18 protein-coding genes and 1 pseudogene are annotated in these 23,418 nt (G+C 40.2%); 9 read left to right on the forward strand and 10 right to left on the reverse strand.

Going from position 1 to position 23,418, the window contains the following annotated elements:
• The first annotated feature begins 53 nt into the window (after positions 1–53).
• From tkt to FS875_RS02620, 6 genes and pseudogenes are all read left to right on the forward strand, one after another.
• Positions 54–2,060 (forward strand): transketolase, encoded by a 2,007-nt coding sequence (tkt, locus tag FS875_RS02595; RefSeq protein WP_144752649.1) that lies wholly within the window; start codon positions 54–56, stop codon positions 2,058–2,060.
• A gap of 204 nt (positions 2,061–2,264) precedes the next feature.
• On the forward strand, positions 2,265–3,272 hold the full coding sequence (gene gap / locus FS875_RS02600; protein WP_144752652.1) for a type I glyceraldehyde-3-phosphate dehydrogenase: 1,008 nt from the start codon (positions 2,265–2,267) through the stop codon (positions 3,270–3,272).
• Positions 3,273–3,842: 570 nt separating this feature from the next.
• Entirely contained in the window at positions 3,843–5,036 is a 1,194-nt protein-coding gene (locus FS875_RS02605) for a phosphoglycerate kinase (RefSeq protein ID WP_144752655.1), read from the forward strand.
• Between the two features lie 108 nt (positions 5,037–5,144).
• Positions 5,145–6,158, forward strand: coding sequence for a class I fructose-bisphosphate aldolase (locus FS875_RS02610; protein WP_144752658.1), 1,014 nt, complete (start codon positions 5,145–5,147; stop codon positions 6,156–6,158).
• A 164-nt stretch (positions 6,159–6,322) separates the two neighbouring features.
• A pseudogene (locus tag FS875_RS02615) lies at positions 6,323–6,664 on the forward strand (class I fructose-bisphosphate aldolase); the annotation flags it as partial.
• Positions 6,665–7,203: 539 nt separating this feature from the next.
• On the forward strand, positions 7,204–7,491 hold the full coding sequence (locus FS875_RS02620; protein ID WP_144752661.1) for a hypothetical protein: 288 nt from the start codon (positions 7,204–7,206) through the stop codon (positions 7,489–7,491).
• 642 nt (positions 7,492–8,133) lie between these two features.
• Here the strand turns inward: FS875_RS02620 and rpmE are convergent.
• Entirely contained in the window at positions 8,134–8,355 is a 222-nt protein-coding gene (gene rpmE / locus FS875_RS02625; RefSeq protein ID WP_005774581.1) for a 50S ribosomal protein L31, read from the reverse strand.
• A gap of 188 nt (positions 8,356–8,543) precedes the next feature.
• Here rpmE and FS875_RS02630 point away from each other — a divergent pair, with 188 nt between their 5' ends.
• The gene (locus FS875_RS02630; RefSeq protein ID WP_144752664.1) at positions 8,544–10,334 is read left to right on the forward strand and encodes an ABC transporter transmembrane domain-containing protein; all 1,791 of its coding nucleotides are present in this window, start codon (positions 8,544–8,546) and stop codon (positions 10,332–10,334) included.
• Between the two features lie 281 nt (positions 10,335–10,615).
• Positions 10,616–12,262 carry a hypothetical protein gene (locus FS875_RS02635; protein ID WP_144752667.1) on the forward strand — a complete coding sequence of 549 codons (1,647 nt, stop codon included), beginning with the start codon at positions 10,616–10,618 and terminating at the stop codon, positions 12,260–12,262.
• A 480-nt stretch (positions 12,263–12,742) separates the two neighbouring features.
• Here the strand turns inward: FS875_RS02635 and FS875_RS02640 are convergent, their stop codons facing one another.
• The 9 genes from FS875_RS02640 to FS875_RS02685 all read right to left on the reverse strand — a co-directional run bounded on the left by FS875_RS02640 (position 12,743) and on the right by FS875_RS02685 (position 21,724).
• Complete coding sequence (locus FS875_RS02640) at positions 12,743–13,534, reverse strand: inositol monophosphatase family protein (RefSeq protein WP_144752670.1); 792 nt, start codon at positions 13,532–13,534, stop codon at positions 12,743–12,745.
• 12 nt (positions 13,535–13,546) lie between these two features.
• Complete coding sequence (efp, locus tag FS875_RS02645; RefSeq protein WP_144752673.1) at positions 13,547–14,122, reverse strand: elongation factor P; 576 nt, start codon at positions 14,120–14,122, stop codon at positions 13,547–13,549.
• A gap of 38 nt (positions 14,123–14,160) precedes the next feature.
• Positions 14,161–14,415 (reverse strand): hypothetical protein, encoded by a 255-nt coding sequence (locus FS875_RS02650; RefSeq protein WP_144752675.1) that lies wholly within the window; start codon positions 14,413–14,415, stop codon positions 14,161–14,163.
• Positions 14,416–14,777: 362 nt separating this feature from the next.
• Complete coding sequence (locus FS875_RS02655; protein WP_144752678.1) at positions 14,778–15,143, reverse strand: helix-turn-helix domain-containing protein; 366 nt, start codon at positions 15,141–15,143, stop codon at positions 14,778–14,780.
• A 383-nt stretch (positions 15,144–15,526) separates the two neighbouring features.
• Positions 15,527–15,892 (reverse strand): helix-turn-helix domain-containing protein, encoded by a 366-nt coding sequence (locus FS875_RS02660; protein ID WP_144752681.1) that lies wholly within the window; start codon positions 15,890–15,892, stop codon positions 15,527–15,529.
• A gap of 821 nt (positions 15,893–16,713) precedes the next feature.
• Positions 16,714–17,757 (reverse strand): tetratricopeptide repeat protein, encoded by a 1,044-nt coding sequence (locus tag FS875_RS02665; RefSeq protein ID WP_144752684.1) that lies wholly within the window; start codon positions 17,755–17,757, stop codon positions 16,714–16,716.
• Positions 17,758–18,984: 1,227 nt separating this feature from the next.
• A complete protein-coding gene (locus tag FS875_RS02675; protein ID WP_144752809.1) occupies positions 18,985–19,347 on the reverse strand; it encodes a helix-turn-helix domain-containing protein in 363 nt (120 codons plus the stop codon).
• A 379-nt stretch (positions 19,348–19,726) separates the two neighbouring features.
• A complete protein-coding gene (locus FS875_RS02680) occupies positions 19,727–20,089 on the reverse strand; it encodes a helix-turn-helix domain-containing protein (protein WP_207999956.1) in 363 nt (120 codons plus the stop codon).
• A gap of 972 nt (positions 20,090–21,061) precedes the next feature.
• On the reverse strand, positions 21,062–21,724 hold the full coding sequence (locus FS875_RS02685) for a thiamine phosphate synthase (RefSeq protein WP_144752689.1): 663 nt from the start codon (positions 21,722–21,724) through the stop codon (positions 21,062–21,064).
• Positions 21,725–22,078: 354 nt separating this feature from the next.
• Between FS875_RS02685 and FS875_RS02690 the strand changes: the two genes are divergently transcribed.
• A complete protein-coding gene (locus FS875_RS02690) occupies positions 22,079–23,221 on the forward strand; it encodes an OpgC family protein (protein WP_144752692.1) in 1,143 nt (380 codons plus the stop codon).
• Positions 23,222–23,418 lie beyond the last annotated feature (197 nt).

Genomic DNA, 23,418 nt, shown 5'->3' on the forward strand with positions numbered 1-23,418 from the left:
AGAATACGGAAAAAGCAACAGTATAACGTATTTAACGAAATGGTCGATCATTCATGACAAATACCCACCAACAGAATCAGATGGCCAATGCTATCCGTTTTCTTGCTATTGATGCGATTGAAAAAGCCAATTCTGGTCATCCCGGCTTGCCAATGGGAGCCGCCGATATTGCTACAGTTCTTTATACACAATTCCTTTCTCATGATCCTAAAAATCCGCGTTGGCCTAACCGTGATCGTTTTGTCTTATCAGCAGGACATGGGTCTATGTTGCTGTATGCTCTGCTGTATCTTTCTGGTTATGAAGATATCTCACTTGAGGATATCAAAAATTTTCGCCAATTAGGGGCAAAGCTTGCAGGTCATCCAGAATATGGGCATGCGGCAGGAATTGAAACAACGACAGGACCTTTGGGACAAGGGTTGGCGAATGCCGTGGGGATGGCTCTTGCAGAACGGTTGCTAAATGCCCGTTTTGGTGATCTTATCAACCATTATACTTATGCATTGGTGGGGGATGGATGTTTGATGGAAGGTATTTCGCAAGAGGCACTTTCCTTGGCAGGACATTTGAAACTTAATAAGCTTATCGTGTTGTGGGATGATAATAATATTTCTATCGATGGAGAGGTTTCTCTTGCGGATAGTACAGATCAAAGTGCCCGTTTTAAAGCATCTGGTTGGAATACACTCAAAGTAAATGGGCATGATCAAGCCGCTATTGCACAAGCTATTGAAGCAGCACGCAAGAGTGATAAACCAACGTTGATTGCCTGTAAAACAACGATAGGCTTTGGGGCGCCTAATAAAGCGGGAAGCAATAAAGTTCATGGGGCCCCTTTAGGAGCACGGGAAATTGCTGAGACCCGTATCGCCTTAGGGTGGGAGGCAGAGCCTTTTGTTATTCCAGCCGATATCCTTGATAATTGGCGCTTGGCAGGGCTTAATGCCGCTAAAAAGCGACAAAAGTGGGAAGAAAAATTGGCTGATCTTCCTGTCTCAGAGCGGGTGGAATTTGAAAGGTTGATGCGTGGTGATCTCGTGGGGGGATTTGATGGTGCTGTGGATGCTTATAAACAGAAGCTTGTTGAAGAGCGTCCCGTTGTTGCTACGCGTAAAGCTTCTGAGATGGCTTTGGAAGTGATCAATGAAGTCATTCATGAGACCATTGGTGGTTCTGCCGACTTAACAGGATCTAATAATACAAAAAGCAGCCAGATGAAAAGTATCACAGCGGAGGATTTTTCTGGGCGCTACCTCCATTATGGTATTCGTGAACATGCTATGGGCGCTATCATGAATGGGATCGCTCTTCACGGAGGCTTTATTCCTTATGGGGGAACATTTTTATGCTTTTCTGACTATATGCGTCCTGCTATGCGTTTGTCTTCTCTTATGGGGTTGCGGGTGGTTTATGTCATGACCCATGATTCTATTGGGCTTGGGGAAGATGGTCCGACCCATCAACCCGTGGAACATTTGGCTTGCCTGCGTGCTATGCCTAATCATCTTGTATTCCGCCCTGCTGACGCTATGGAAACAGTTGAGTGTTGGCAATTGGCTTTAAAAGCACGTGAGACGCCTTCAACTCTAGCTTTGAGCCGACAAAATCTACCGCTGTTGCGTCAAGAGTATGAAGAAGAAAATCTCTGTATGCTTGGTGCTTATGAATTGTTAACAGCCAGTGATGAGGCGAAAGTGACATTGTTTGCTTCTGGTTCAGAGTTGCAAATTGCAGTCAAAGCACGTGAAGTCTTAGAAGAAAAAGGCATCCCAACCCGTGTGGTTTCTGTGCCTTGTTTTGAACTTTTTTCTCAACAGTCTTGCTCCTATCAACGGGCTCTCATTGGCGATGCGCCGATTAAAGTCGCGATTGAAGCTGCTGTTGCCCAAGGATGGGACCGTTTTATTGGTTGTGATGGTGTGTTTATTGGTATGGAGGGCTTTGGGGCAAGTGGAACAATTGATGACCTTTATACGCATTTTGGTCTTACTTTTGAAAATGTTGTAGCGACTGTTGAAAGAGAGCTGGAAAAGACAGAAGAAGAAAAGACAAAATGACAGCTTGTATTGTCATGCGTGGGGGTGTCTGTAAGATATCACACTCTGTACGGTGTTGTGGATAGTGTTGTGCATTATTGTGGATAAGTGATTGATTGATCGAGATATTGACGTCTTGTGAATTCATAGTTTGGGATTGGAAAATGCCCATTTGTTGTGTTTTAAATGTTATGCTTTAAAAAATTAAATGAGGAAACATGTGAAATGACAGTTCGTGTTGCAATTAATGGGTTTGGTCGTATTGGACGCAATATTTTACGGGCACTTATGGAAAGTGGACGAAAAGATATTGAAGTGGTCGCAATTAATGATTTGGGATCGGTGGAAACAAATGCCCATTTGTTGCGCTATGATTCAGTTCATGGGCGTTTTCCAGGGAGTGTTAAGGTGGTGGGAGATGCCATTGATGTGGGGGCTGGTTTAATAAAGGTCTGCGCAGAGCGTGATCCAGCACAATTGCCTTGGAAAGATTTGGATATCGATATCGCGTTGGAATGTACGGGCATTTTTACTGCGCGAGATAAAGCAAAGGCGCATTTAGATGCGGGGGCAAAGCGTGTTCTGGTTTCCGCTCCCTCAGAGGGCGCAGATCTTACGGTCGTTTATGGGGTTAATCATCAGTCTTTAAGCAGTGAGCATCGCATTGTTTCAAATGCTTCTTGTACAACCAATTGTTTGGCACCCGTTGCACAAGTTTTGCATAACACGGTGGGCATTGAAAAGGGCTTTATGACAACAATCCATTCTTATACGGGGGATCAGCCCGTTTTAGACACCATGCATCGTGATCTTTATCGTGCGCGTGCGGCTGCTCTTTCGATGATTCCTACCTCAACAGGAGCAGCAAAAGCGGTGGGATTGGTTTTGCCAGAACTAAAGGGATTGCTTGATGGAGTATCCATTCGTGTTCCAACTCCTAATGTTTCTGTGGTTGATTTGACATTTAATGCTAAGCGTTCCACAACAATTGAAGAAATTAATACGGCTATTGCGACAGCTGCACGAGGTCCTCTCAAGGGTATTTTGGATACGACAGAAGAAAAGCTTGTGAGTTGTGATTTTAATCATAATCCGCATTCAGCGATTTTTCACAGTGATCAAACCAAAGTGATTGATGGTAAGCTCTGTCGTGTTCTCGTCTGGTATGATAATGAATGGGGCTTTTCTAATCGTATGAATGATACGGCTGTGGCTTTTGCCAAGACAATATAGATACCATAAGAAGGACCTTAGGGTCCTCTTTTTATAGGAAAAAGTTTTATAAGAAAAAGACTCGTTTTTGTACAAATTAAGGCGCATTCTTTTTGAGGAAGTCGAGACAGGTTATTGTTTTTATACGTCAGAGAGAAGATGCTATTGAAAGATTGATGGTGTTTTTTGATACGAGGCGATATGCGCTTTTAAAAGCTGCTTGAAAGAGTAAACTTTGAGAAACATCTGACACAAGATAACTTTTGAGAAAATGTCAGAAAACGAAAGAGGTCAGCTCTTTTGCATAAAAGTAAAAGGGTGTTTTGGTGAAAATAAAATTGAGCCAATGCATTTGTTAGCAACAATGGAATGTGGAAAATTAAGAGTAATGAGAGGCTTTGTATATTTGACAATGGATGTTTTTGATTTTCAGATAGAGAGTTGAGAGAAGGAGCTGTTTTGTGGTTCTTTTCATGCAAAAAAAGAGGGAGCATATAAAAGTAAAGAAGAGGTTTTAGTGGAAAGAAAATTAAGCAGGTTTGTTCGATGCGTTTTTGTTTAAAACAACGGAAAGTGAAGAGGAAATAGCGAATGGGTTTTCGTACACTTGATGATGTTGATGTTGCTGGAAAGCGTGTGCTGGTGCGGGTGGATTTTAATGTTCCTATGGCACAAGGTAAAGTTTGTGATGAAACGCGTCTTAAACGCCATAAAGAGACGCTCGTTGAACTGCAAAAGCGAGGAGCTAAGCTTATTCTGCTTTCTCATTGTGGTCGCCCCAAAGGAAAGGTCGAGTCAGAATTTTCACTCCGTCCTGTTGTACCGGTGCTAGAAAAGATCATAAAACAACCGGTTGCTTTTGCGCCTGACTGTATTGGTTCAGCAGCACAGATAGCGGTGGAGGCATTGCAAAATGGTGGTGTTGTGTTGCTTGAAAATGTTCGGTTTTATGCCGGTGAGGAAAAGAATGATTGTTCTTTTGCAGAAGCTTTGGCCCATAATGGGGATCTTTATGTCAATGATGCTTTTTCTGTTTCGCATCGTGCCCATGCTTCAGTGGAGGGAATAACCCATTTGTTGCCCTCTTATGCAGGGCGAGCGCTGCAAGGGGAATTGCAAGCCTTAGAAAAAGGGCTTGGAAATCCAACGCATCCTGTGGTCGCACTGGTGGGAGGGGCAAAAGTTTCCAGTAAGCTTTTTGTTCTCAATCATTTGGTGGAAAAAGTCGACTCCTTGGTTATTGGGGGGGGGATGGCTAACAGTTTTTTAGCCGCGCAAGGTATTCATGTGGGGAAGTCACTGTGTGAACACGAATTGATGGAAACGGTCAAAAAAATCATTAAAAAAGCACAGGAATGTCACTGTACACTGCTGTTGCCTATGGATGCTATCGTTGGATTTCGCTTTGAAAAAAATGCGCCGCATCGTCTTTATGATATTGGCGATATTCCTGCGGATGGCATGATATTGGATATTGGAACGCGTTCTATTGCTCATATCAAGAGCGCGATAGATAAGGCTGCGACTCTTGTATGGAATGGACCTCTTGGTGTTTTTGAGATGCCCCCCTTTGATAAAGGAACAATTGCCGTTGCACGACATGCTGCAGAACGTAGTGTAACAGGTAAGTTGGTTTCAATTGCGGGAGGAGGCGATACAGTTTTTGCCCTTAATCATGCGGGTGTTGCCAATGATTTTACTTATCTCTCAACTGCAGGAGGGGCTTTTTTGGAATGGATGGAAGGTAAGGTGCTTCCTGGTATTCTTGCTCTCATGCAAGCTTAAAGTTTTTTTGAAGGGAAAATTGAAAGAGCTGTAGGATCATGGGCTGTATCAAGTATGATGATCATATTGCTGATGTTGAAAATGTGATAAAATAAAGAGGAATTTTTTATGAGTGAACGTCTTGAAGATATAGCACTTTCTCTGGTGCAGGCTGGTAAGGGTATTTTGGCAGCAGATGAAAGTACGGCGACAATAGGCAAGCGTTTTGAAAGTATTGGTGTTGAGTCCAATGAGGATAATCGCCGTGCTTATCGTGAAATGCTTTTTAGCGCAAAAGAAGCTATGGAAAGTGCTATCTCTGGGGTTATTTTATTTGATGAAACCATTCGACAAAAAGCATCAACAGGGCAAATGTTGACGGATCTTATTCGGGATGCCGGTGCTTTGCCAGGAATTAAAGTGGATACCGGTGCTAAGCCCTTGGCTGCTTTTCCTGAAGAGACAATTACTGAAGGGTTGGATGGTCTCCGTGATCGGCTAAAAGACTATTATGCTTTGGGCGCGCGTTTTGCTAAATGGCGGGCGGTGATTGCCATTAATGCCGATACTTTACCAACAAGAGGTGCCATTAATCAAAATGCACAAGCTCTCGCGCGTTATGCTGCTTTATGTCAGGAACTCAATATTGTGCCGATTGTTGAGCCGGAGGTGCTGATGGATGGACCGTCTTGTCAACATTCCATTGCTCGTTGTTTTGAGGTGACACGCGCTGTTTTGACAACTGTTTTTAAAGAATTATTTGAAGCCCGTGTTATTTTAGAGGGGATGATTTTAAAACCCAATATGGTGATTGATGGCAAGGATGCGCGCAAGGCTGGTGTTGAAGAGGTGGCTGAAAAGACCGTCCGTGTGCTTAAACAAACTGTCCCTTCTGCTGTTCCAGGGATTGCTTTTCTCTCTGGAGGACAATCTGATCAGGAAGCGACAGCCCATTTGTCTGCCATGAATAGTTTGGGTTCATTGCCTTGGAAATTGACCTTTTCCTATGGACGCGCATTGCAAGCGGCTGCTTTAAAAGCATGGGCTGGTCGCCATGAAAATATTGCTATTGCACAAAAGGCATTTTGTCATCGTGCGCGGATGAACCATTTGGCTGCTTTAGGACAATGGATAAAAGAGTAGGGGACAAAAAGCCAAGAAAAGATGAGCGCTTGAAGTACAAGCTCTATGCCTAAATATGCGGGTATTTTACATGTTTCTGCGTGATTGGGGCGTCCTCATCATGATAAAAATGATGGGGGCGTTTTAGGCTTGAAAGCTTTCTCAGAGGGGTTTTCTCATTGGATATTTTAAAATCCAATAGGGTGATTGGGGATAAGGATGTACGCCAAGGCTGGTGTTGAAGAGGTGGCTGAAAAGACCGTCCGTGTGCTTAAACAAACTGTCCCTTCTGCTGTTCCAGGGATTGCTTTTCTTGTCTTGCGGACAATCTGATCAGGAAATGATAGCGCATTTGTCTGCCATGAATAGTTTAGGGGCATTGCCTTGGAAATTGACCTTTAATCAATGGGCATTGCAAGCGGCTGCTTTAAAAGCATGAGCTGGTCGCCATGAAAATATTGTGGTTCGCACAAAAGGCATTTTGTCATCGTGCGCAGATGAATCATTTGGCTGCTTTAGGACAATGAATAAAAGAGCCGGGGACAAAAGAGCCAAGAAAAGATGAGTGCTTGAAGTACAAGCTCTATGCCTAAATATGCGGGTATTTTACATGTTATCATTGCTTGTCATCAGCAGAATCCATTTGATTGCAGTTTCACAAAGGTGGATACGCGGGTTGATTGGAGAGTTGTGATTTCTCTATGGATTAGGCATATAGCTTATGAAGATTTTGTGCGTCAGGATAGATTTCTTTTCAATGAGCGGGGCGTCTTTTATTGACGGACCGGTTGAATAATTCTTGCGAAAAAAGATAGATTTGCACCTCAATAAAACCCCTCTTTTTTCATTAAAATGAATAAATTTTTCTTGTATTTTGTGATGATATTATTATAGAAAATTAATCTCGTAGCATTTTGGCTTTAAAATCGAGGGGGGAATTGTGGACAGCATATCTTCTAAGAATACAAGCACCAAAAAAAATCGATACGCAGAGCAGAGCGTTTCTGTAATTATGATGCGGAAATTTTGCCATATCGTGCGTGGGGTATTCTCTGGGATATTCGCAGTGTTTATTTTTATAATTTTTCTTATTTTGCTCAACATGCGTGGACTGGTTCATGCCGTACTAAGCTTCTTTACGGGAGCGAGTGGACTCGCGTGCTTTTTCTTTTTTTTCGGATATCTCTTAGAACGCCGCGAAGCAACAGCAGATGAAGCCGCTCTATCGTTCACACTACTCATAGCAATTGGTGAAGGTGTTTTTTCTATTTGCTGCATGTCTGCTAGTTGGGGGTATGATGCTCTCTTATTCCGTTTAGCACCTCCAGGGTATGTTCTTATTCTCCCTGAATAAAGAGAGCGCACTTTGGTTGTGTATAAATCAAAATGAGAGGCGGACAGCCTCTTAAATTCTTAATAATCGTTCTCAAAAATCATGACATTAGAGCAGCATTTAATAAAGGGACTATAACAAACCTTGATCCTTAAGCTCAATGGAAGTCTTGTAGGGCGAAAATCTTGTAGGGCGGACTCACTGCGTCCTTGACCTTAAAGATACCAAAACGGCTTATCGTGTCCTTTTCACGCGGCTTATGAAATCATGATATAAGGGAAAAGCTTCTCAGGATGCCTCAATGGTATGTTATCGTGTGTTAAATGGAAAAATGAGAAAGCATCTTTATGCAATATAATGCAATTATGATTTTTTATTTTAATATAAAGGGTTCAAAGCCTTCTAAAAAACTCATACGCTATAAGGGGAAAAAATCACCTATATTTAGCAACAAAGGCGTATTTTAGGTGCTCTTGATAGAACTATATCACAAAATGATTTTTGAATCAAAAGAACGCAGCCTTCACGATGTTTGAGACCGATCTATTTTGGTTGGATGCGTTTTTAAATTGATCTTTAAAGTGCGCTCTTTACAGCACAAAAAAAGCCTCATAACTCTAATGAGGCAATCATTTTGCTTTATGCCTCATGAGAATGAGGTTTTTACATACCAATATTGCCAAAACGATTTTTGAACTTAGAAAGGCGACCGCCACGGTCTACGAGTGTCTGGGACCCACCTGTCCATGCTGGATGCGTTCTTGGATCAATGTCTAGATTAAGGGTATCCCCTTCTTTTCCCCAAGTGGAGCGCGTTGTATATTGGGTTCCATCCGTCATAACAACGGTAATTTTATGATAGTTAGGATGAATATTCGCTTTCATGCGTCAAACCTTTTGCGTTTATAGAATGAAAGAACACTTACTCGATTTTTTAAGTGCGCTTCCTTTGTCTTTTTGATACACTGATTAAAGTATTTATTCCTATAGCTGAGCACGCATCAAAAAACAAGTGTTCAAGATGCATCATTGTGTCACGTGTTTAAATCATTTAATATAGTGAGCGAAGTTTTATGAAATTATATCATCATTCAGAAAAATCTACAAAGCCTTCTCCTAAAAAATCTCCATTCTCTTCGCTTGCAATTTTTGTTCCTTATCTTTTGCGCTATCGTTGGTTGTTTATTTTTGCTTTTGTTGCTTTATCTGTTGCAGCTCTTGTCACGCTCGCTTTGCCCATAGCAATCCGCCAAATGTTTGATCATGGTTTTTCTCATTCAAGCCATGGACATATCAATTTTTATTTTGGAATTTTGTTTGGATTAGCTTTGATTCTCGCCTTTTCTTCAGCTTGCCGTTATTATTGTGTTATCACCTTAGGAGAACGGATTGTTGCCGATTTACGGCGTGATGTGTTTGTCCATATTATGAAACTTTCTCCTGCTTTTTTTGATCGGTCGCATTCAGGTGAGATTGTTTCAAGACTTCTAACAGATACAACACAAATAAAATTGGCTGTTGGCTCGACCGCCTCTACGGCTTTGCGTCAGCTAATTATCGTGATTGGTGCTGTCGTAATGATGGTGATCACCAATGCTAAATTATCTCTGCTGGTTCTGGCGGCTATTCCTGTTGTGGCAATTCCTTTGGTGGTTTTTGGGCGTAAAGTTCGCGCGCGTACGCGTGCGGCGCAAGATCGTCTTGCTGATGCCAATGCTGTGGCAACAGAACAGGTTAGCGCTATTCGCACGGTGCAAGCTTTTACTGCTGAAAAACTTGTTTCGACACGTTTTTCTCAGTTGGTAGAACGCGCCTTTCAGACAGCGCGGGCTTCTGTGATCTTGCGTTCCTTTTTTACGGGCTTTGCTATTTTTCTTGTGTTTAGCAGTGTGGTGGCTGTGTTGTGGATTGGATCACGTGATGTTTTGAATGGGACGATGACAGGGGGCACTTTAGGGCAATTTGTCCTTTATGCTGTTTTTGGCGCTTCAACCTTTGCTCAATTATCGGAATTGGGGGCAGAACTCATCCAAGCCGCAGGGGCTGCTGAACGATTGGCTGAATTATTGCAAGAACACCCCATGATTTTAGCGCCTAAAAAACCTGTCTCTTTGGCAAAACCTGTTCGAGGCGAACTTGTTTTTGATCATGTTGATTTTGCTTATCCTTCTAGAGCACAAAAGAAGATTTTACGCGCCCTTTCCTTTTCGATCAAAGCGGGTGAAACGGTTGCTTTTGTTGGTGCTTCAGGGGCGGGGAAAAGCACACTTTTTTCTTTGATCCTGCGTTTTTATGATCCGACAAGTGGAAAAATTCGGCTTGATGGCGTGGAGATTGATCACCTCTCTTTACAGGATTTACGTGGAGCCATTTCTTATGTTCCCCAAGATGTTGCTATTTTTGATGGCACACTGCGTGATAATATTATTTTTGGGACTGAAAATGCTATGGAAGAGGATATTATTGCTGCTGCTAAAGCAGCCAATGCCCTTGAATTTATTGAAGCTTTACCTGATGGTTTGGATACACAAGTGGGAGAACGCGGCACCATGCTTTCTGGGGGACAAAAGCAGCGTATCGGTATTGCACGGGCGATTTTAAGAAATGCTCCGCTTTTGCTTCTGGATGAAGCAACATCTGCTTTAGATGCAAACAGTGAAAAGCTTGTGCAAGAAGCCTTAGAAGGGCTGATGAAAAACCGCACAACATTGGTGATTGCGCACCGTTTAGCAACTATTTTAAAAGCGGATCGTATTCTTGTGATGGATAAAGGCGCTCTTGTAGAAGAGGGAACCCATGCCGAACTTGTGGCAAAAAATGGCGTTTATGCATATCTTGCTAAATTGCAATTTTCACCCGAATAAGAGATCTTGAGACAAGAGCAGTAATTTTAAGGGCAATAAACAGCACTCTTTTAAAGTAGGCTTATCAATTTTGAGGGCTGGCTTTTCTTTAAAGCGCATCAACTTCCAGAAAAGTATAATTAAATACAAATTGTTGTATTATAGCAATAAAAAATATCTATATTTTGTATATTATATCCGTTAAAATAGAATATGTAGATATTCTAGAATCATATATACACATAATGATACAATATTGAGGTGTTGATGAGAAGGTCCTATAAATAATAAAGAGGGAAATAATGGATGAAGAAATACAACAGGTAATTGATAATCCTGTAAAAGAAGAAACTAATAACTCCCGAATAATAGTTAACACCAAGTTCATTTGGAAGTGGGTGAGGGAATTGAGGTATCTAGGATTTAGCGTGATAGGTTCAACCCTCTTGAAAGAGTTTTTGGTTTCTTTGGGATATTCAACGAACGTGTCGTTAGGCTTTGCAATGGGAATAGTGTGTTGTGTGGTAGGCATAATGCTGGCAGCCAAAATTTATCATAACAAGCAATTGACTGAACAACTTGAGCAAAAAGAGCAAGAAAATCAGATATATCAAAAGACTATTGAAGAAGGGAAACAGAAGTGTCTTCAATTGACTGAACAACTGAAGCAAAAAGAGCAAGAGAATCAGATATATCAAAAGACTATTGAAGAAGGGAAACAGAAGTGTCTTCAATTAACTGAACAACTTAAGCAAAAAGATCGAGAGAATCAGATACATCAAAAGATTATTGCAGAAGGGGAACAGAGGATTTTTGAAAAAACGCAAGAAATATCAAAGGAATGGATTGAACAATGGGATGAGGGCGTAAGGCAATGGGAAAGGAATGCATTGAGGATCGAAAAAACTGGGGCAGGAATAAAAGCCCTTGGAAATAGACCTTCATTGGTAAAGGGGATGTGTGTACAAGGGCAAGAAAAGGTATATTCATTGTATGAAAAGGAACTCAAGAATATTTGTGCGCAAGGGGGGAGAGAATTGCGTTTATTGTATGAAAAGGCACTCGAAGAAGAATTGGCTGAAGAGCATTATGAAAAAATTAATAATAGTGTAAAGCATTGTATAGATATTAGCTATTTTAAGGAAAATTATCAGAAAACGTTAGAGTTAATGAACGAGAATGGGATAATTGTTGAAGAGATCGTAGAGCCCCATACGCAAGAAATAAAATATAAAGCTACGATGTTGTTTTTTCATTGGTACTTGTATGTGCTTGATAATATGATTGCTAATTGGGATCGAAAACAATCAGAAGAACAGTCTAGTGAGAAGAATGAAAAACAGGAATCTACGGATAGTTATAAAGGTAATATATCTACGATTATAGAATGCGAAGAAATACAGAAAACAATAAGTCCCCATCGCAGTGAAGGTGATTGGGTATTAGATAATAAAAGTTACATTCTGTCACTATTATATGGTATTTCCAATGATTATAAAAAAGCAATAACAACTTTTATTTACTATAAGATGCTTATTAATACGGTGAAAGAAGGATATATTGCCTTGGATAAAGATTGTAGCTATTCCACGGTTGAAGATGCAATAAAGGCTTGTAGAAAGAAAGATAAAGAAGAGAAAAAAGACCTTAGCATTTCTGATGAGATACCAACATTTGAAGAAGCTTACAAATTAGGTGCTAAAGAAAGGCTGAGATTATCAAATGAAAAATGTTTTGATCAATTGTTTTATTGGGATATGCTTCTAAAAACAGAAGACGCAAGAGATAAATTACAATATATTTTCGGTGAGGAGCAGCTAAAGGAACTGGAAGAGGCTATTAATAAAGAAAAAGAGCTTTTTAGTATCAAACTGCGAGGGGCGATTGTCGAAAATAAAGATTTTCATTACAATCAATCTTGTGCGCATTTCGTAAACTGTCTGAAATAATGGTTGAACAAAGGGGGCGTGCAATGAATTTGCTGAAATCTTTGTCACTGTGAGGGGTGAGGGCTCTTGAGAGGCATATGTGATAGCTCTTAGCTGAGAAGAGAGGTGGTTTGGAGGCAAGTTTTTTTGCGCTGTGTAAGGGTAATTTCTTAAGAGGAGAAGGGGCTTGTTTCTGGTATGATTGTTGCTTCTTGAAGCGTTTTGTTGTGATGGGTTCTTTGTTTTCTAGCGTGTTTGTAGGGGAATTGAGAAAAATAGCGTTAATAATATTGGTTAAGCTGTCATTGCATTTTTAGGGGGGCATTGATTGTTTGGTGTTGGAGTTTTGTCATCTTCTCATGCGTTATTTTCTGTTGTGTTTGTAAAAAAGTTGAAAAGTCTCCCTCCATATTGTTTTTTTTTAAGATTTTATAAGATTTTAAAGAGGGGGAAGATTTTAAAGAGTCTTTTAAAAATGGGCTTTTTAAAAGTCTATAAGATTTAGATACCTTTTTTGAGAACTTTTTCTAGTTTGGTGCGAATGTGTTCATTGCCGGCGAGGATATTCTTTTTGCGGAATATATCGTTGCCCCCTTCTTTATCGGTAACAAAACCACCGGCTTCGCGAACCATTAAGATTCCAGCTGCCATATCCCAAATTTGTAAGTTGTCTTCCCAATAGCCATCGGTTCGACCTGCTGCAACATAGGCTAAATCAAGGGATGCTGCACCAAAACGGCGAAGGCCAGCAACTTCCATCATCACATTACGCAGTTCAATGAGATAGGTTCCATGACCTGGGCGCCCAAAATGAGGCATGCCTGTGGCAATGACACAATCTTCTAGTCTGCGTCGCGCAGAAACGCGACAGCGCCGGTCATTGAAAAAAGCACCACTGCCCCGTTCTGCTGTAAAGAGTTCATCACTTACTGGATTATAAATAACACCCGCAACGATTTTGCCTTGGCTTTCTAAAGCAATGGAAACAGCAAAAAAAGGAATGCCATGGAGAAAATTTGTGGTGCCATCTAAAGGGTCAACGATAAAACGATGTTGTGAATCTTCCCCAACGATTTCTTTAGACTCTTCCATCAGAAAACCAAATTTAGGGCGTGCTTTGCTCAATTCAGTGAAAATAATCTTTTCTGCTTTACGGTCTGCTTGGCTGACGTAATCGGCTGGACCTTTTAAAGATACTTGCAAATTTTGTACTTCACCATAATCACGCACGAGCGAGCGTCCTGCTTTCATGGCAGCTTGCACCATGACATTCATGATTGCAGAATGGGCCATCTTGTTATTCCTTTATTTATCTTTTTCATTTGCACGACGCAAATAGATCAACTCGTTGGTGTCGACAATGATACGCTCACCGGCATTCATAAAAGGGGGGACAAGAATACGAATCCCATTTTCAAGAATGGCGGGTTTATAAGAGGAGGTCACCGTTTGTCCTTTGAGAGCTGGATCAGCTTCTACAATCGTGACAGCAACTTGATCAGGGAGGGAGATGCCGATAGGCTTTTCTTGATAAAGTTCAACTGTGACAGTCATCCCATCTTGCAAGAAAGCAGCGCGTTCACCTACAAAATCTTTTTGGAGTTCAAGCTGTTCATACGATTCTGAATCCATAAAGACCAAAGCATCCCCTTGTTGATAGAGAAAGGTGAAATCCTTTTGTTCAAGACGTACGCGCTCTACCGTTTCAGCGGAACGAAAACGTTCATTGAGTTTTGTACCATCAAGCAAATTTTTTAGTTCAACTTGATTAAATGCACCACCTTTTCCAGGCTTTACAGCGTTGCATTTGACGGCAACCCACAAACTTCCTTGATGCTCAATCACATTTCCTGGGCGAATTTCATTGCCATTAATTTTCATTGTTTCTATCCAATTCTCTTCTTACAAAAAGAGTTCTCTTACTTTGTCCTTACGGCGCTTTTCTTTGCTGCCTTAACAGTGAACTCTTTTGTTGTTTTTAGGTTCAAAATTTCTTGTTCGTTTTGCGGTTCCCTCATGGTCTTTGTGTGCTTTTCATCTGCCTTACCATGGATTTGCTCATGCGGTTTTCTCATAAATGTTCTTATGAGTTTTGCAGAGAAAAGCTTAAGGATAAAAAGAACCTTGATATATTCTTGCTTTTCAATTCTTTGCAAGACCATAAAAAGTGCCAAGACGCAAGCTTTTTAAAAATTTGCACAAAATTTTTTGAGATTTTTGAAGATTTTTGGGAAATTTATCCCGTTATGTTGTAAAATCTCATTGAGACTGATGATAGAAATTTTGTAAAATCATGAGGCGTTGTTTTATGAGAATGACGCGTGGATATTGTGCGGGGAAACTTGTACGAATAATCTTGTGAAATCAATCCCATGAAACGGAAAGCGGAGTTTCGTTCTGAGAAGCCGGATTGCTGAGAAATTGGATCGGGAAAGGGCTTTGTGTCCTTTAAAGGTGTATGAGGTAAGAAAAGAGCGTGTAGCACCTTATAGGCGCGTATTGTTTTATAGAGAATGTGGTGTGCTATTGCGTGATGTTAGCTTGCATTCTCATCCATCATGAGCTGTAGAATGGCTTTTTGTTTTATCGAGGTGAGCGTTCTAAATCTTTTGAGCAGCAGATATTCTTCAGTGCTCGAGATGACTTCATCGTGATGATGTGGAGGATGTTGTTTTGTGATGATATCGGCATAAAAAAAGGAAATCGGAACATTCAAAATATCGGAAATTTCCATTAAACGTCCCGCGCTTACACGATTTAAGCCGTTTTCATATTTTTGAATTTGTTGGAAACTGACCCCTAAAGCATCCCCTAAGGTTTTTTGAGACATTTTGAGTAATTTTCGTCTTAAACGAATTTTTTTGCCGACCAAAAGATCAATATTAAGATTTTGGGATTGCATTTGCCCCCTCCGGTTGCGAGCGCCCTCGCATAAGTATTCCGGGAGTCTAAAACACTGACCTCGAATCAGCTTTTTTGCTTTTAGTGCGAAAACGCACCTGGACATAGCAAAAACTCCCGGAATTCCGGGATACCCACAAAGTGGGTTTATTTTTATGATCGAGGTTTCGGGGTTTTAGAGCCCTATTGGTCGCCTGCGTATGCGACCAAAACACTTTTTAATGTGTAAAGTAATTTCAGCAGATTGGCAATAAAAAACAGTTTTTTGCATAAGAAGCGGTGTTTTTTGCGTGAAAGTAATATAAAGCATCCATATCGAGGGAGTGTATGGCTTTGAACAGTGCGTATCGCGTTATCGAGAGCGTAGTGTGCACTATTGCGTGGTTAGCTTGCATTCTCATCCATCATGAGCTGTAGAATGGCTTTTTGTTTTATCGAGGTGAGCGTTCTAAATCTTTTGAGCAGCAGGTATTCTTCAGTGTTCGAGATGACTTCATCATGGTGGTATGGGGGGTGTTGTTTTGTGATGATATCGGCATAAAAAAAGGAAATCGGAACATTCAAAATATCGGAAATTTGCATTAAACGCCCCGCACTCACGCGATTTAAGCCGTTTTCATATTTTTGAATTTGTTGGAAACTGACCCCTAAAGCGTTTCCTAAAGTTGTTTGAGACATTTTAAGTAATTTTCGTCTTAAGCGAATTTTTTTGCCGACCAAAAGATCAATATTAAGATTTTGGGATTGCATTTGCCCCCTCCGGTTGCGAGCGCCCTCGCATAAGTATTCCGGGAGCTTGAAAATACTGAAACCTAATCAGCCTTTTTTGCTTTTAGTGCGGTCGAGCACCTGGACATAGCAAAAACTCCCGGAATTCCGGGATACCCACAAAGTGGGGCAGATTTACGCGTAGGTTTCGGGTTTTCAAGGCCCTCTTGGTCGTTGCGTAGGCGACCAAAACACCTTTTAATTCATAAAGTAATTTCAGCAGATTGGCAATAAAAAACAGTTTTTTGAATAAGAAGCGCTATGTTTTGCATGAAAGTAATATAAAGCCTCTATATCGAGGGAGTATGGCTTTGAACAGCGCGTATTGTTTTATAGAGAGTGTGGTGTGCACTATCACATGAGGTTAGCTTGCATTTTCCCCTGCCTAGTGCGAGCGCCTCTTATGCGTATTCCGGGAGTCTAAAAACACTGAACTCAAATCAGCATTTTGCTTTTAGTGCGTAAGAGGCACCTGGACATAGCAAAATCTCCCGGAATTCCAAGATACCCACAAAGCGGGACAAATTCATGTTTGAGTTTTCGGGTTTTTAAAGCCCTATTAGTCGCCCGCGTATGCGGCTAAAATACCTTTTGATGTGTAAAGTAATTTCAGGAAATTTACAATAAAAAATAGCTTTTTAAACGAGAGGCGCTGTGTTTTTCATTTATAGACAAAGAAGGCAGTGCTCTTTTTATCCTCTGATCTTTTCATATTTTGAGAACAATATTTTACAAGCGGATAGCTTATTTTGCACATTGGATTTTGTACATTGGATAGTGTTCAGCAAATGATACAGGGCGTTTTAAAAAACAGGAAGGAGCTTTATTGCTTCTTTGCGCGCCTTTTCTTGTTGTTTGTTGTCCATACCTTGGAGCATTTTTTCAAGATCAGGGGCTTGCATTTTTGCTTCTTTCGCAAGCATATACCATGCTGCTGCCATGATTATATCGCCTTTTGTTCCAATGCCGTCTCGATAAAGTCTTGCAAGAGAAATTTGGGCGGGGGCGACCATGTTATTGGCATTGTGAAGCAGCAAATGAAAAGCACGATCAAAATCCTTTGCACCTCCACGGCCTTCTATCAGCCATTGTGCTAAATGAAGTTGAGCTGTTAAATGGTTGTTTTGAGCCGCAACTTCCATGAGCTTGCGGGCATTACGATCATCCTTTGGTTGATTTAATGTGCCTAAAGAAAGAATTTTTGCCGCTGCAAAAGCCGCTTCAGCATCCCCAAGAGCAGCCCCTTTTAAGTGCCATTTTAAAGCTTGCTCGATGGCTTCATTTTCACGGCTTGAAGAAGAAACGCCGGGAAGATTTTGTTTTTCCTGGGAGGCTTTATAAAGAAGCAGTTGTCCATAATAAAAATAAGCTTCCTTAACACCTGCCTTGACAGCTTTTCGAATATATTGTGCACCAAGCTCTTGATTTCGTTTTACAAAATTACCATCAAATAACATAAGCCCATAGCGAAGTTGCGCTTGGGGCTCCCCTTGTTTTGCAGCGCGTTCAAACCATAAAGCAGCCCGCGCCCCGTCAACAGGAACAGCACATCCTTCCATATAAATTCGGGCAAGAAGCGTTTGTGCAAAAGGATCATTTTTTTCAGCACGTCGAAGCGCTTCTTGAAAAGCTTTTAAATAATAGCCTTGAATGTAATAGTCATAGGCTTTGTCATAGTCTCCAGCTTTTAAGGGGTGAAAAGGTTCTTCTGGGGGGGAAGATTCTTGAATCGTATTGAAAGAGTGTTCAAAATTTGCCGCTTCATCAGTGTTGCTAGCAGAATTTACAACAGAACTTGTAAGCCCTACCATTCCTAGGACAAGCAATTTAACACCTCTCTTGATCATCGATATCTCCTCCTCATTATCGATCAGAATTTTCACATTTTTTGTTCATCATTACAAGCGGTATCAACAATCCCATGGCTTTCTTATTTTTCATTTCAGTTAAGGGAGATTTTTTAGACCCCTTTATAAAGATAGCATAAACATTGATAAGAACCAGACTGTTTTAAACAGTACTATTTTAAACAACTTTAAACAACGATAATGAAAGAATGACTAAGAGAGGTGACCTTCTCTTATCAATATGCATCATCCTAAAATAAAAAAACGTCTACCATGAGGCTCCTTTTAAAATACGCAATGAATTGCTTAGAATTGCTTATGAAAAATGCGAAATGTTGAGAAAAAGAGAGCGTGTCTGAGCACTTGTTAGAGCCGTTAAAATGAGGTGCAAATCTCTTTATCTTTTGCAAAAAATTTTAAGTCTTTATGTTTGAAATAGAGAAAATGTCCATATTCAAAGAGCGGGTTTATTTATTCCGATAAATACGTAGATAATAACTTTGTTCTTCAGACCAATCATCCTGACGCACAGAAACTATACGTCCATCCTTCTTTGGTGTTCGTGTGTAAAACAAACCCACACCCATGTTTTGCTGCTTTTGGGATTGATCTGTATAAATCACATTCCATCCCGTTTGCCGCAACAGATCGAATAAATAAAGGCGTAAAGCTGTCTATTGTATCACTTTATAAGAGGGGAAGTGTGGTTGGATTTAATGATAAAGATCTTTTGATACCGTTAGCAAGATCTTTTTTGATTAATCTTATCTCTATATCCTTCTCCACAAGATTTTCATCAACATAATTCGATACATAGTTCCCCGAAGATGCACAACCAGCCACTAACAAAAGTTGTAACAGAAATAAATATTTTAACATCTTCATTCCCCCCCTCTATCATTTTCCTTTTTTCTGACTCGTTTTCTCTTTAGGAAGTTCTTTCATAAGAGAAGAAAAGCACCTTTTCTATTATTGTACTAGCATATATTGGCATATCAGCAAGTATTTATATTATCAATATTTAGACATTGTTTAAAAAACTGCCATCATCTTTCATAATATTTAAAGCTTATGCTTAATAGACAAAGTACAATGATTGCATGGGGTGCTCCTGCAGATTGAGCCAATAAATTTTCAAGCGCTGCTCTTTGAGGGGATAGGAATGTGTGATGTATGCAAATGCATAGAGCTTGTAGGGTGAACAGAGCTTGTCATATTCACGTGATATTAAAAGCTTTCATTGGGTTCAGAGAGTAATTGTAAAATGGCTCTTTGTTTTATTGAAGTGAGCGTTCTAAATCTTTTAAGCAGTAGGTATTCTTCTCTACTGGAGATCGCTTCATCATGGTGGGGCTGTCGTTTTGGCGTGATATCCGCATAAAAAAAGGAAATCGGAACATTAAGGATATCAGAAATTTCCATTAAACGTCCCGCACTTACACGATTTAAGCCGTTTTCGTATTTTTGAATTTGTTGGAAACTGACGCCTAAAGCGTTTCCTAAAGTTGTTTGAGACATTTTAAGTATTTTTCGTCTCAAACGAATTTTTTTGCCGACCAAAAGATCAATATTAAGATTTTGAGATTGCATTTTTCCTCCCGCCGGTTGTGAGCGCCTCTTATGCGTATTCCGGGAGTCAAAAACACTGACTTGACTCAGCTTTTTTGCTTTTAGTGCGGTCGAGCACCTGGACATAGCAAAATCTCCCGGAATTCTAGGATATCTGCAAAGTGGATTTGTTTTCATGTATCGGGTCTTAGGGTTTTTAATCCCCGTTGATTGTTGCGTATACGATCAAAAATACCTTTTCAGTCATAAAATCATTTCAGCAGATTAGCAATAAAAATGAAGATTGTTTTATTTTATGAAAGAGTGTGTGGTTTGGTACAATGAAAAAGCGTCCATATTGAAGAGGGAGATGTTCTACAGATAACGTCTGATGAATAGAGCTTGTCGTACTCACGTGATATTAAAAGTTTTCATTGGGTTCAGAGAGTAATTGTAAAATGGCTCTTTGTTTTATTGAAGTGAGCGTTCTAAATCTTTTAAGCAGTAGGTATTCTTCTCTACTGGAGATCGTTTCATCATGGTGGGGTTGTCGTTTTGGCATGATATCCGCATAAAAAAAGGAAATCGGAACATTCAAAATATCGGAAATTTCCATTAAACGCCCCGCACTTACACGATTTAAGCCGTTTTCGTATTTTTGAATTTGTTGGAAACTGATGCCTAAAGCGTTTCCTAAAGTTGTTTGAGACATTTTAAGTAATTTTCGTCTCAAACGAATTTTTTTGCCAACCAAAAGATCAATATTAAGATTTTGAGATTGCATTTTTCCTCCCGCCGGTTGCGAGCGCCCTCGCATAAGTATTCCGGGAGTCAAAAATACTGAACCTAAATCAGCTTTTTTGCTTTTAGTGCGGTCGAGCACCTGGACATGGCAAAAACTCCCGGAATTCCGGGATACCCACATCAGTGGGGCAAATTCATGTTTAGGTTTTCGGGTTTTTGAATCCCTATTGGTCGTTGCGTAGGCGACCAAAACACTTTTTAATGTGTAAAGTAATTTTAGAAAATTGGCAATAAGAAACCGCTTTTTTAATGAGAGGCGATGTGTTTTGCGTGAAAGTAATAAAAGCATTCATATAGAGGGAGTATGGCTTTGAACAGTGCATATCGCTTTATCGAGAATGTGGTGTGCACTATCACATGAGGTTAGATTGCATTGTCCCCACCGGTTGCGAGCGCCTCTTATGCGTATTCCGGGAGTTAAAAACACTGAGTCCAAATCAGCATTTTGCTTTTAGTGCTAAAGAGCACCTGGACATGGCAAAATCTCCCGGAATTCTGGGATACCTGCAAAGTGGATTTGTTTTTATGTATCGGGTCTTAGTTTTTTTAATCCCTATTGGTCGCCCGCGTATGCGACCAAAACACCTTTTAATGTGTAAAGTAATTTCAGAAAATTGGCAAATAAAAATAGTTTTTTGACTTATAAAATTTGTTTTTTGAATGAGAGCGAGAATAGCCTCTCAACCTTTCTGGAACGAGTCCCAAAATCATGACATTAGGCCCCGTGTTTGTTGAGAGGGCTAAAATGATTTTTTCTACGATGCTGAATTCACAAGCGGTTTCTTCATCAAAACCTGCGCAATCACTTGCTGTTTGAAGAAGGGTGGGGGGGTAATTTTGTGTCTACAGGATGTGTATGTCTGTAAGGTGTGGCGGGGTGGGGCGCGTGTTTTGAGTATGCTTTAATCTGGGGGCTTTTTCCTTTACAAGAAAAGTTGTAAAAGGAGGCGCTTTACAAGGGGGCGTTTTTACATTTTTCTTGGCAAAGTTGAAGCAAAGGCAAGGGGGTGTCGTTCCCTAAAATAACTTCTTCCACCGCAATGAATTCACAGCCCGTCTTTAAGGATTCATCAAAATTTGCAAAGTCGCTGCCTGCTTGAATAATGGCGGGAGTTTCCATAATCTCTGCCCACCATGTGGCTAACTGAAGATTGCGAGGGTGCGCTTGGGGTTTTTTATCAGCCCCTAATTTGCCAAAGAGAAGATAATCAACCCCTGTTTCTGCGGCAAGCATAGCACTATGGCGATTGCGTAGATTGCCAAAGCCGATGATTTTTTGTTCCTTTTGCTGGTTTTTAAAGCTTTCAAGAGCATTAAGATCATCTTCTATGTGCAATCCATCAGCCTTTATGCGTCCAGCAATGCGGCTGTCACCAGCGATAAGAAGAGCAGCGTCATTGTTTTGAATATCTTCTGCGTAAGTTTGAGCTTGTTTTTGTAAAAAAGAGCCATCATCTTTTTGCCGTTCAGAATCGTAAAGGATGACACAGGCAAAAGATTTTGTTTGCAAAATGGGACGCAAAAAACTGTGAGGAATATTGCGCCGAACATCAAGGGTTAAAACCAATTGAGGAACAAGAGGAGAGTCAATCGGTTTATTTTTTCGTTGTGTCATGCCATATCCCAGTCTCTTCAAAAAATATCTCTTAAAAAATAATACTTAAAAGTTAAAGTTTCATCCTCCCTTGTTTGCGATGATCCCAACTCCCTTTTTATGTGATTTAAAAGCTTTGTAACTTATGGGAAGCCATTGATGATATATGAGCGTATTTTTAAGCATAAGATGTCGCCTTTTTATTGTGATATATGTATGGTTATTTTAGTTCTTTTGCCTTTTAAAAATAAATACTTAAAAAGAAACTTGACTCTTAAAAGCTAAAGTTTCATTCTTTTCATGCTTGTTTGCGATAAAGGTAATCACCATTTTTATGCGACTTCAAAGTTTTGTGACGCGTGGGAGTCCATTTTTATGAAATACCAAGCCGTTGTTGATCATAAGACGCAGCCTTTTCGTCGTGATACACGCATTGATGTTTTTCGTTCTTTAGCCTTATTGACGATTTTTATCAACCATATTCCCGGAACGCTCTATGAACATATAACTCATAGAAATTTTGGCTTTTCTGATTCTGCAGAAGTTTTTGTTTTGCTTTCAGGCGTTTCGCTAGGTTTAAGCTTTCATGCGCGGTTACAGAATAAGTCTTTTTCCTTTATTGTGCGTAAACTTTGGTACAGGGCTTTGCAGCTTTATGGCGCATATCTTTTAACCACTTTTGTCACATTAAGCCTGTTTTTAGGAGCCTTTTTCTTATGGAGAACAGAAAAACTGTTAACGATGAACAATATGGGGCTCTTTGTTACACAGCCGCTTACAGCATTTTTGCATAGCTTAAGCTTGGGACATCAATTAGGCTATAATAATATTCTGCCGCTTTATATGGTTTTGATGTTTTTTGCGCCTTTTATTTTATATGTAGGGCGTAAACAAACAAAGTGGCTTCTTTTGGGCTCATTTATACTTTATCTTATCTGCGGACTGTATAAAATTGCCCCCCCTTCTTATCCTATAAAGGGAAAATGGTTTTTGAACCCTTTGTCTTGGCAATTATTGTTTGTTATAGGCTTGACCAGCACTTTAGCGCTTAAACAAGGAAAAACAATCGCTTTTAAGTCCTTTTGGGTGGTTTGTGCGGCAGGCTATCTCTTGGTGGCACTGTTATGGGTTCGCTTAAATTGGTGGGGCGTTTTGGGTTGGTTGGGTTGGTCTTCCCCATTACTCAACTTTAATAAAACTTTTTTAAGCTTGCCGCGGTTGCTCCATGTTCTTGCATTATCCTTTCTTATTCTTTCGTTGCCGTGCATCAATAAATGGTTTTCTGTTTCAGAAAAACATCCTTTAGCAATCTTAGGAAAACATAGTTTACCCGTCTTTGTAACAGGAACTATTTTTGCCATGTTTGGACAAATTATCAAAACAGTGATGACAGGAACGTTTTTTTCCGATAGCCTCTTAATGATAACAGGTATTGCTCTGCAATTTGGAGTTGCCTATTATTATGAAAAACGGCGCTCTTTGCAGGGGGCTTTTTCAAAGAGACTGATCCGTTTATAAGAAAAACGCGGTCCCATGGTCCTTGTGCGGCTGCGTTAACCTTAGTATAAAAAGTGCATTGCACAAAAAAATTAAAAGAGGTAGTCATTTTAAAAAAAAGCATTCTATACAGTAACAAAAGAAACTTTTTAAGACTCTGTTCGTTGAGTGATGTAAGATTGAGCGGTGTGGTTTTGTGCTGATCCTTGGAGTATAAA

This window comes from Bartonella saheliensis, from assembly GCF_902162175.1.

What these genes read in the sequence shown, in the direction of transcription:
- tkt (WP_144752649.1), top strand. Translation starts at nt 54, where the DNA reads ATGACAAATACCCACCAACAGAATCAGATGGCCAATGCTATCCGTTTT.
- FS875_RS02665 (WP_144752684.1), bottom strand. Translation starts at nt 17,757, where the DNA reads ATGATCAAGAGAGGTGTTAAATTGCTTGTCCTAGGAATGGTAGGGCTT.
- FS875_RS02640 (WP_144752670.1), bottom strand. Translation starts at nt 13,534, where the DNA reads ATGGCCCATTCTGCAATCATGAATGTCATGGTGCAAGCTGCCATGAAA.
- gap (WP_144752652.1), top strand. Translation starts at nt 2,265, where the DNA reads ATGACAGTTCGTGTTGCAATTAATGGGTTTGGTCGTATTGGACGCAAT.
- FS875_RS02680 (WP_207999956.1), bottom strand. Translation starts at nt 20,089, where the DNA reads ATGCAATCTCAAAATCTTAATATTGATCTTTTGGTTGGCAAAAAAATT.
- FS875_RS02655 (WP_144752678.1), bottom strand. Translation starts at nt 15,143, where the DNA reads ATGCAATCCCAAAATCTTAATATTGATCTTTTGGTCGGCAAAAAAATT.
- rpmE (WP_005774581.1), bottom strand. Translation starts at nt 8,355, where the DNA reads ATGAAAGCGAATATTCATCCTAACTATCATAAAATTACCGTTGTTATG.
- FS875_RS02685 (WP_144752689.1), bottom strand. Translation starts at nt 21,724, where the DNA reads ATGACACAACGAAAAAATAAACCGATTGACTCTCCTCTTGTTCCTCAA.
- FS875_RS02690 (WP_144752692.1), top strand. Translation starts at nt 22,079, where the DNA reads ATGAAATACCAAGCCGTTGTTGATCATAAGACGCAGCCTTTTCGTCGT.
- FS875_RS02635 (WP_144752667.1), top strand. Translation starts at nt 10,616, where the DNA reads ATGGATGAAGAAATACAACAGGTAATTGATAATCCTGTAAAAGAAGAA.
- FS875_RS02630 (WP_144752664.1), top strand. Translation starts at nt 8,544, where the DNA reads ATGAAATTATATCATCATTCAGAAAAATCTACAAAGCCTTCTCCTAAA.
- FS875_RS02660 (WP_144752681.1), bottom strand. Translation starts at nt 15,892, where the DNA reads ATGCAATCCCAAAATCTTAATATTGATCTTTTGGTCGGCAAAAAAATT.
- FS875_RS02610 (WP_144752658.1), top strand. Translation starts at nt 5,145, where the DNA reads ATGAGTGAACGTCTTGAAGATATAGCACTTTCTCTGGTGCAGGCTGGT.
- FS875_RS02605 (WP_144752655.1), top strand. Translation starts at nt 3,843, where the DNA reads ATGGGTTTTCGTACACTTGATGATGTTGATGTTGCTGGAAAGCGTGTG.
- efp (WP_144752673.1), bottom strand. Translation starts at nt 14,122, where the DNA reads ATGAAAATTAATGGCAATGAAATTCGCCCAGGAAATGTGATTGAGCAT.
- FS875_RS02675 (WP_144752809.1), bottom strand. Translation starts at nt 19,347, where the DNA reads ATGCAATCTCAAAATCTTAATATTGATCTTTTGGTCGGCAAAAAAATT.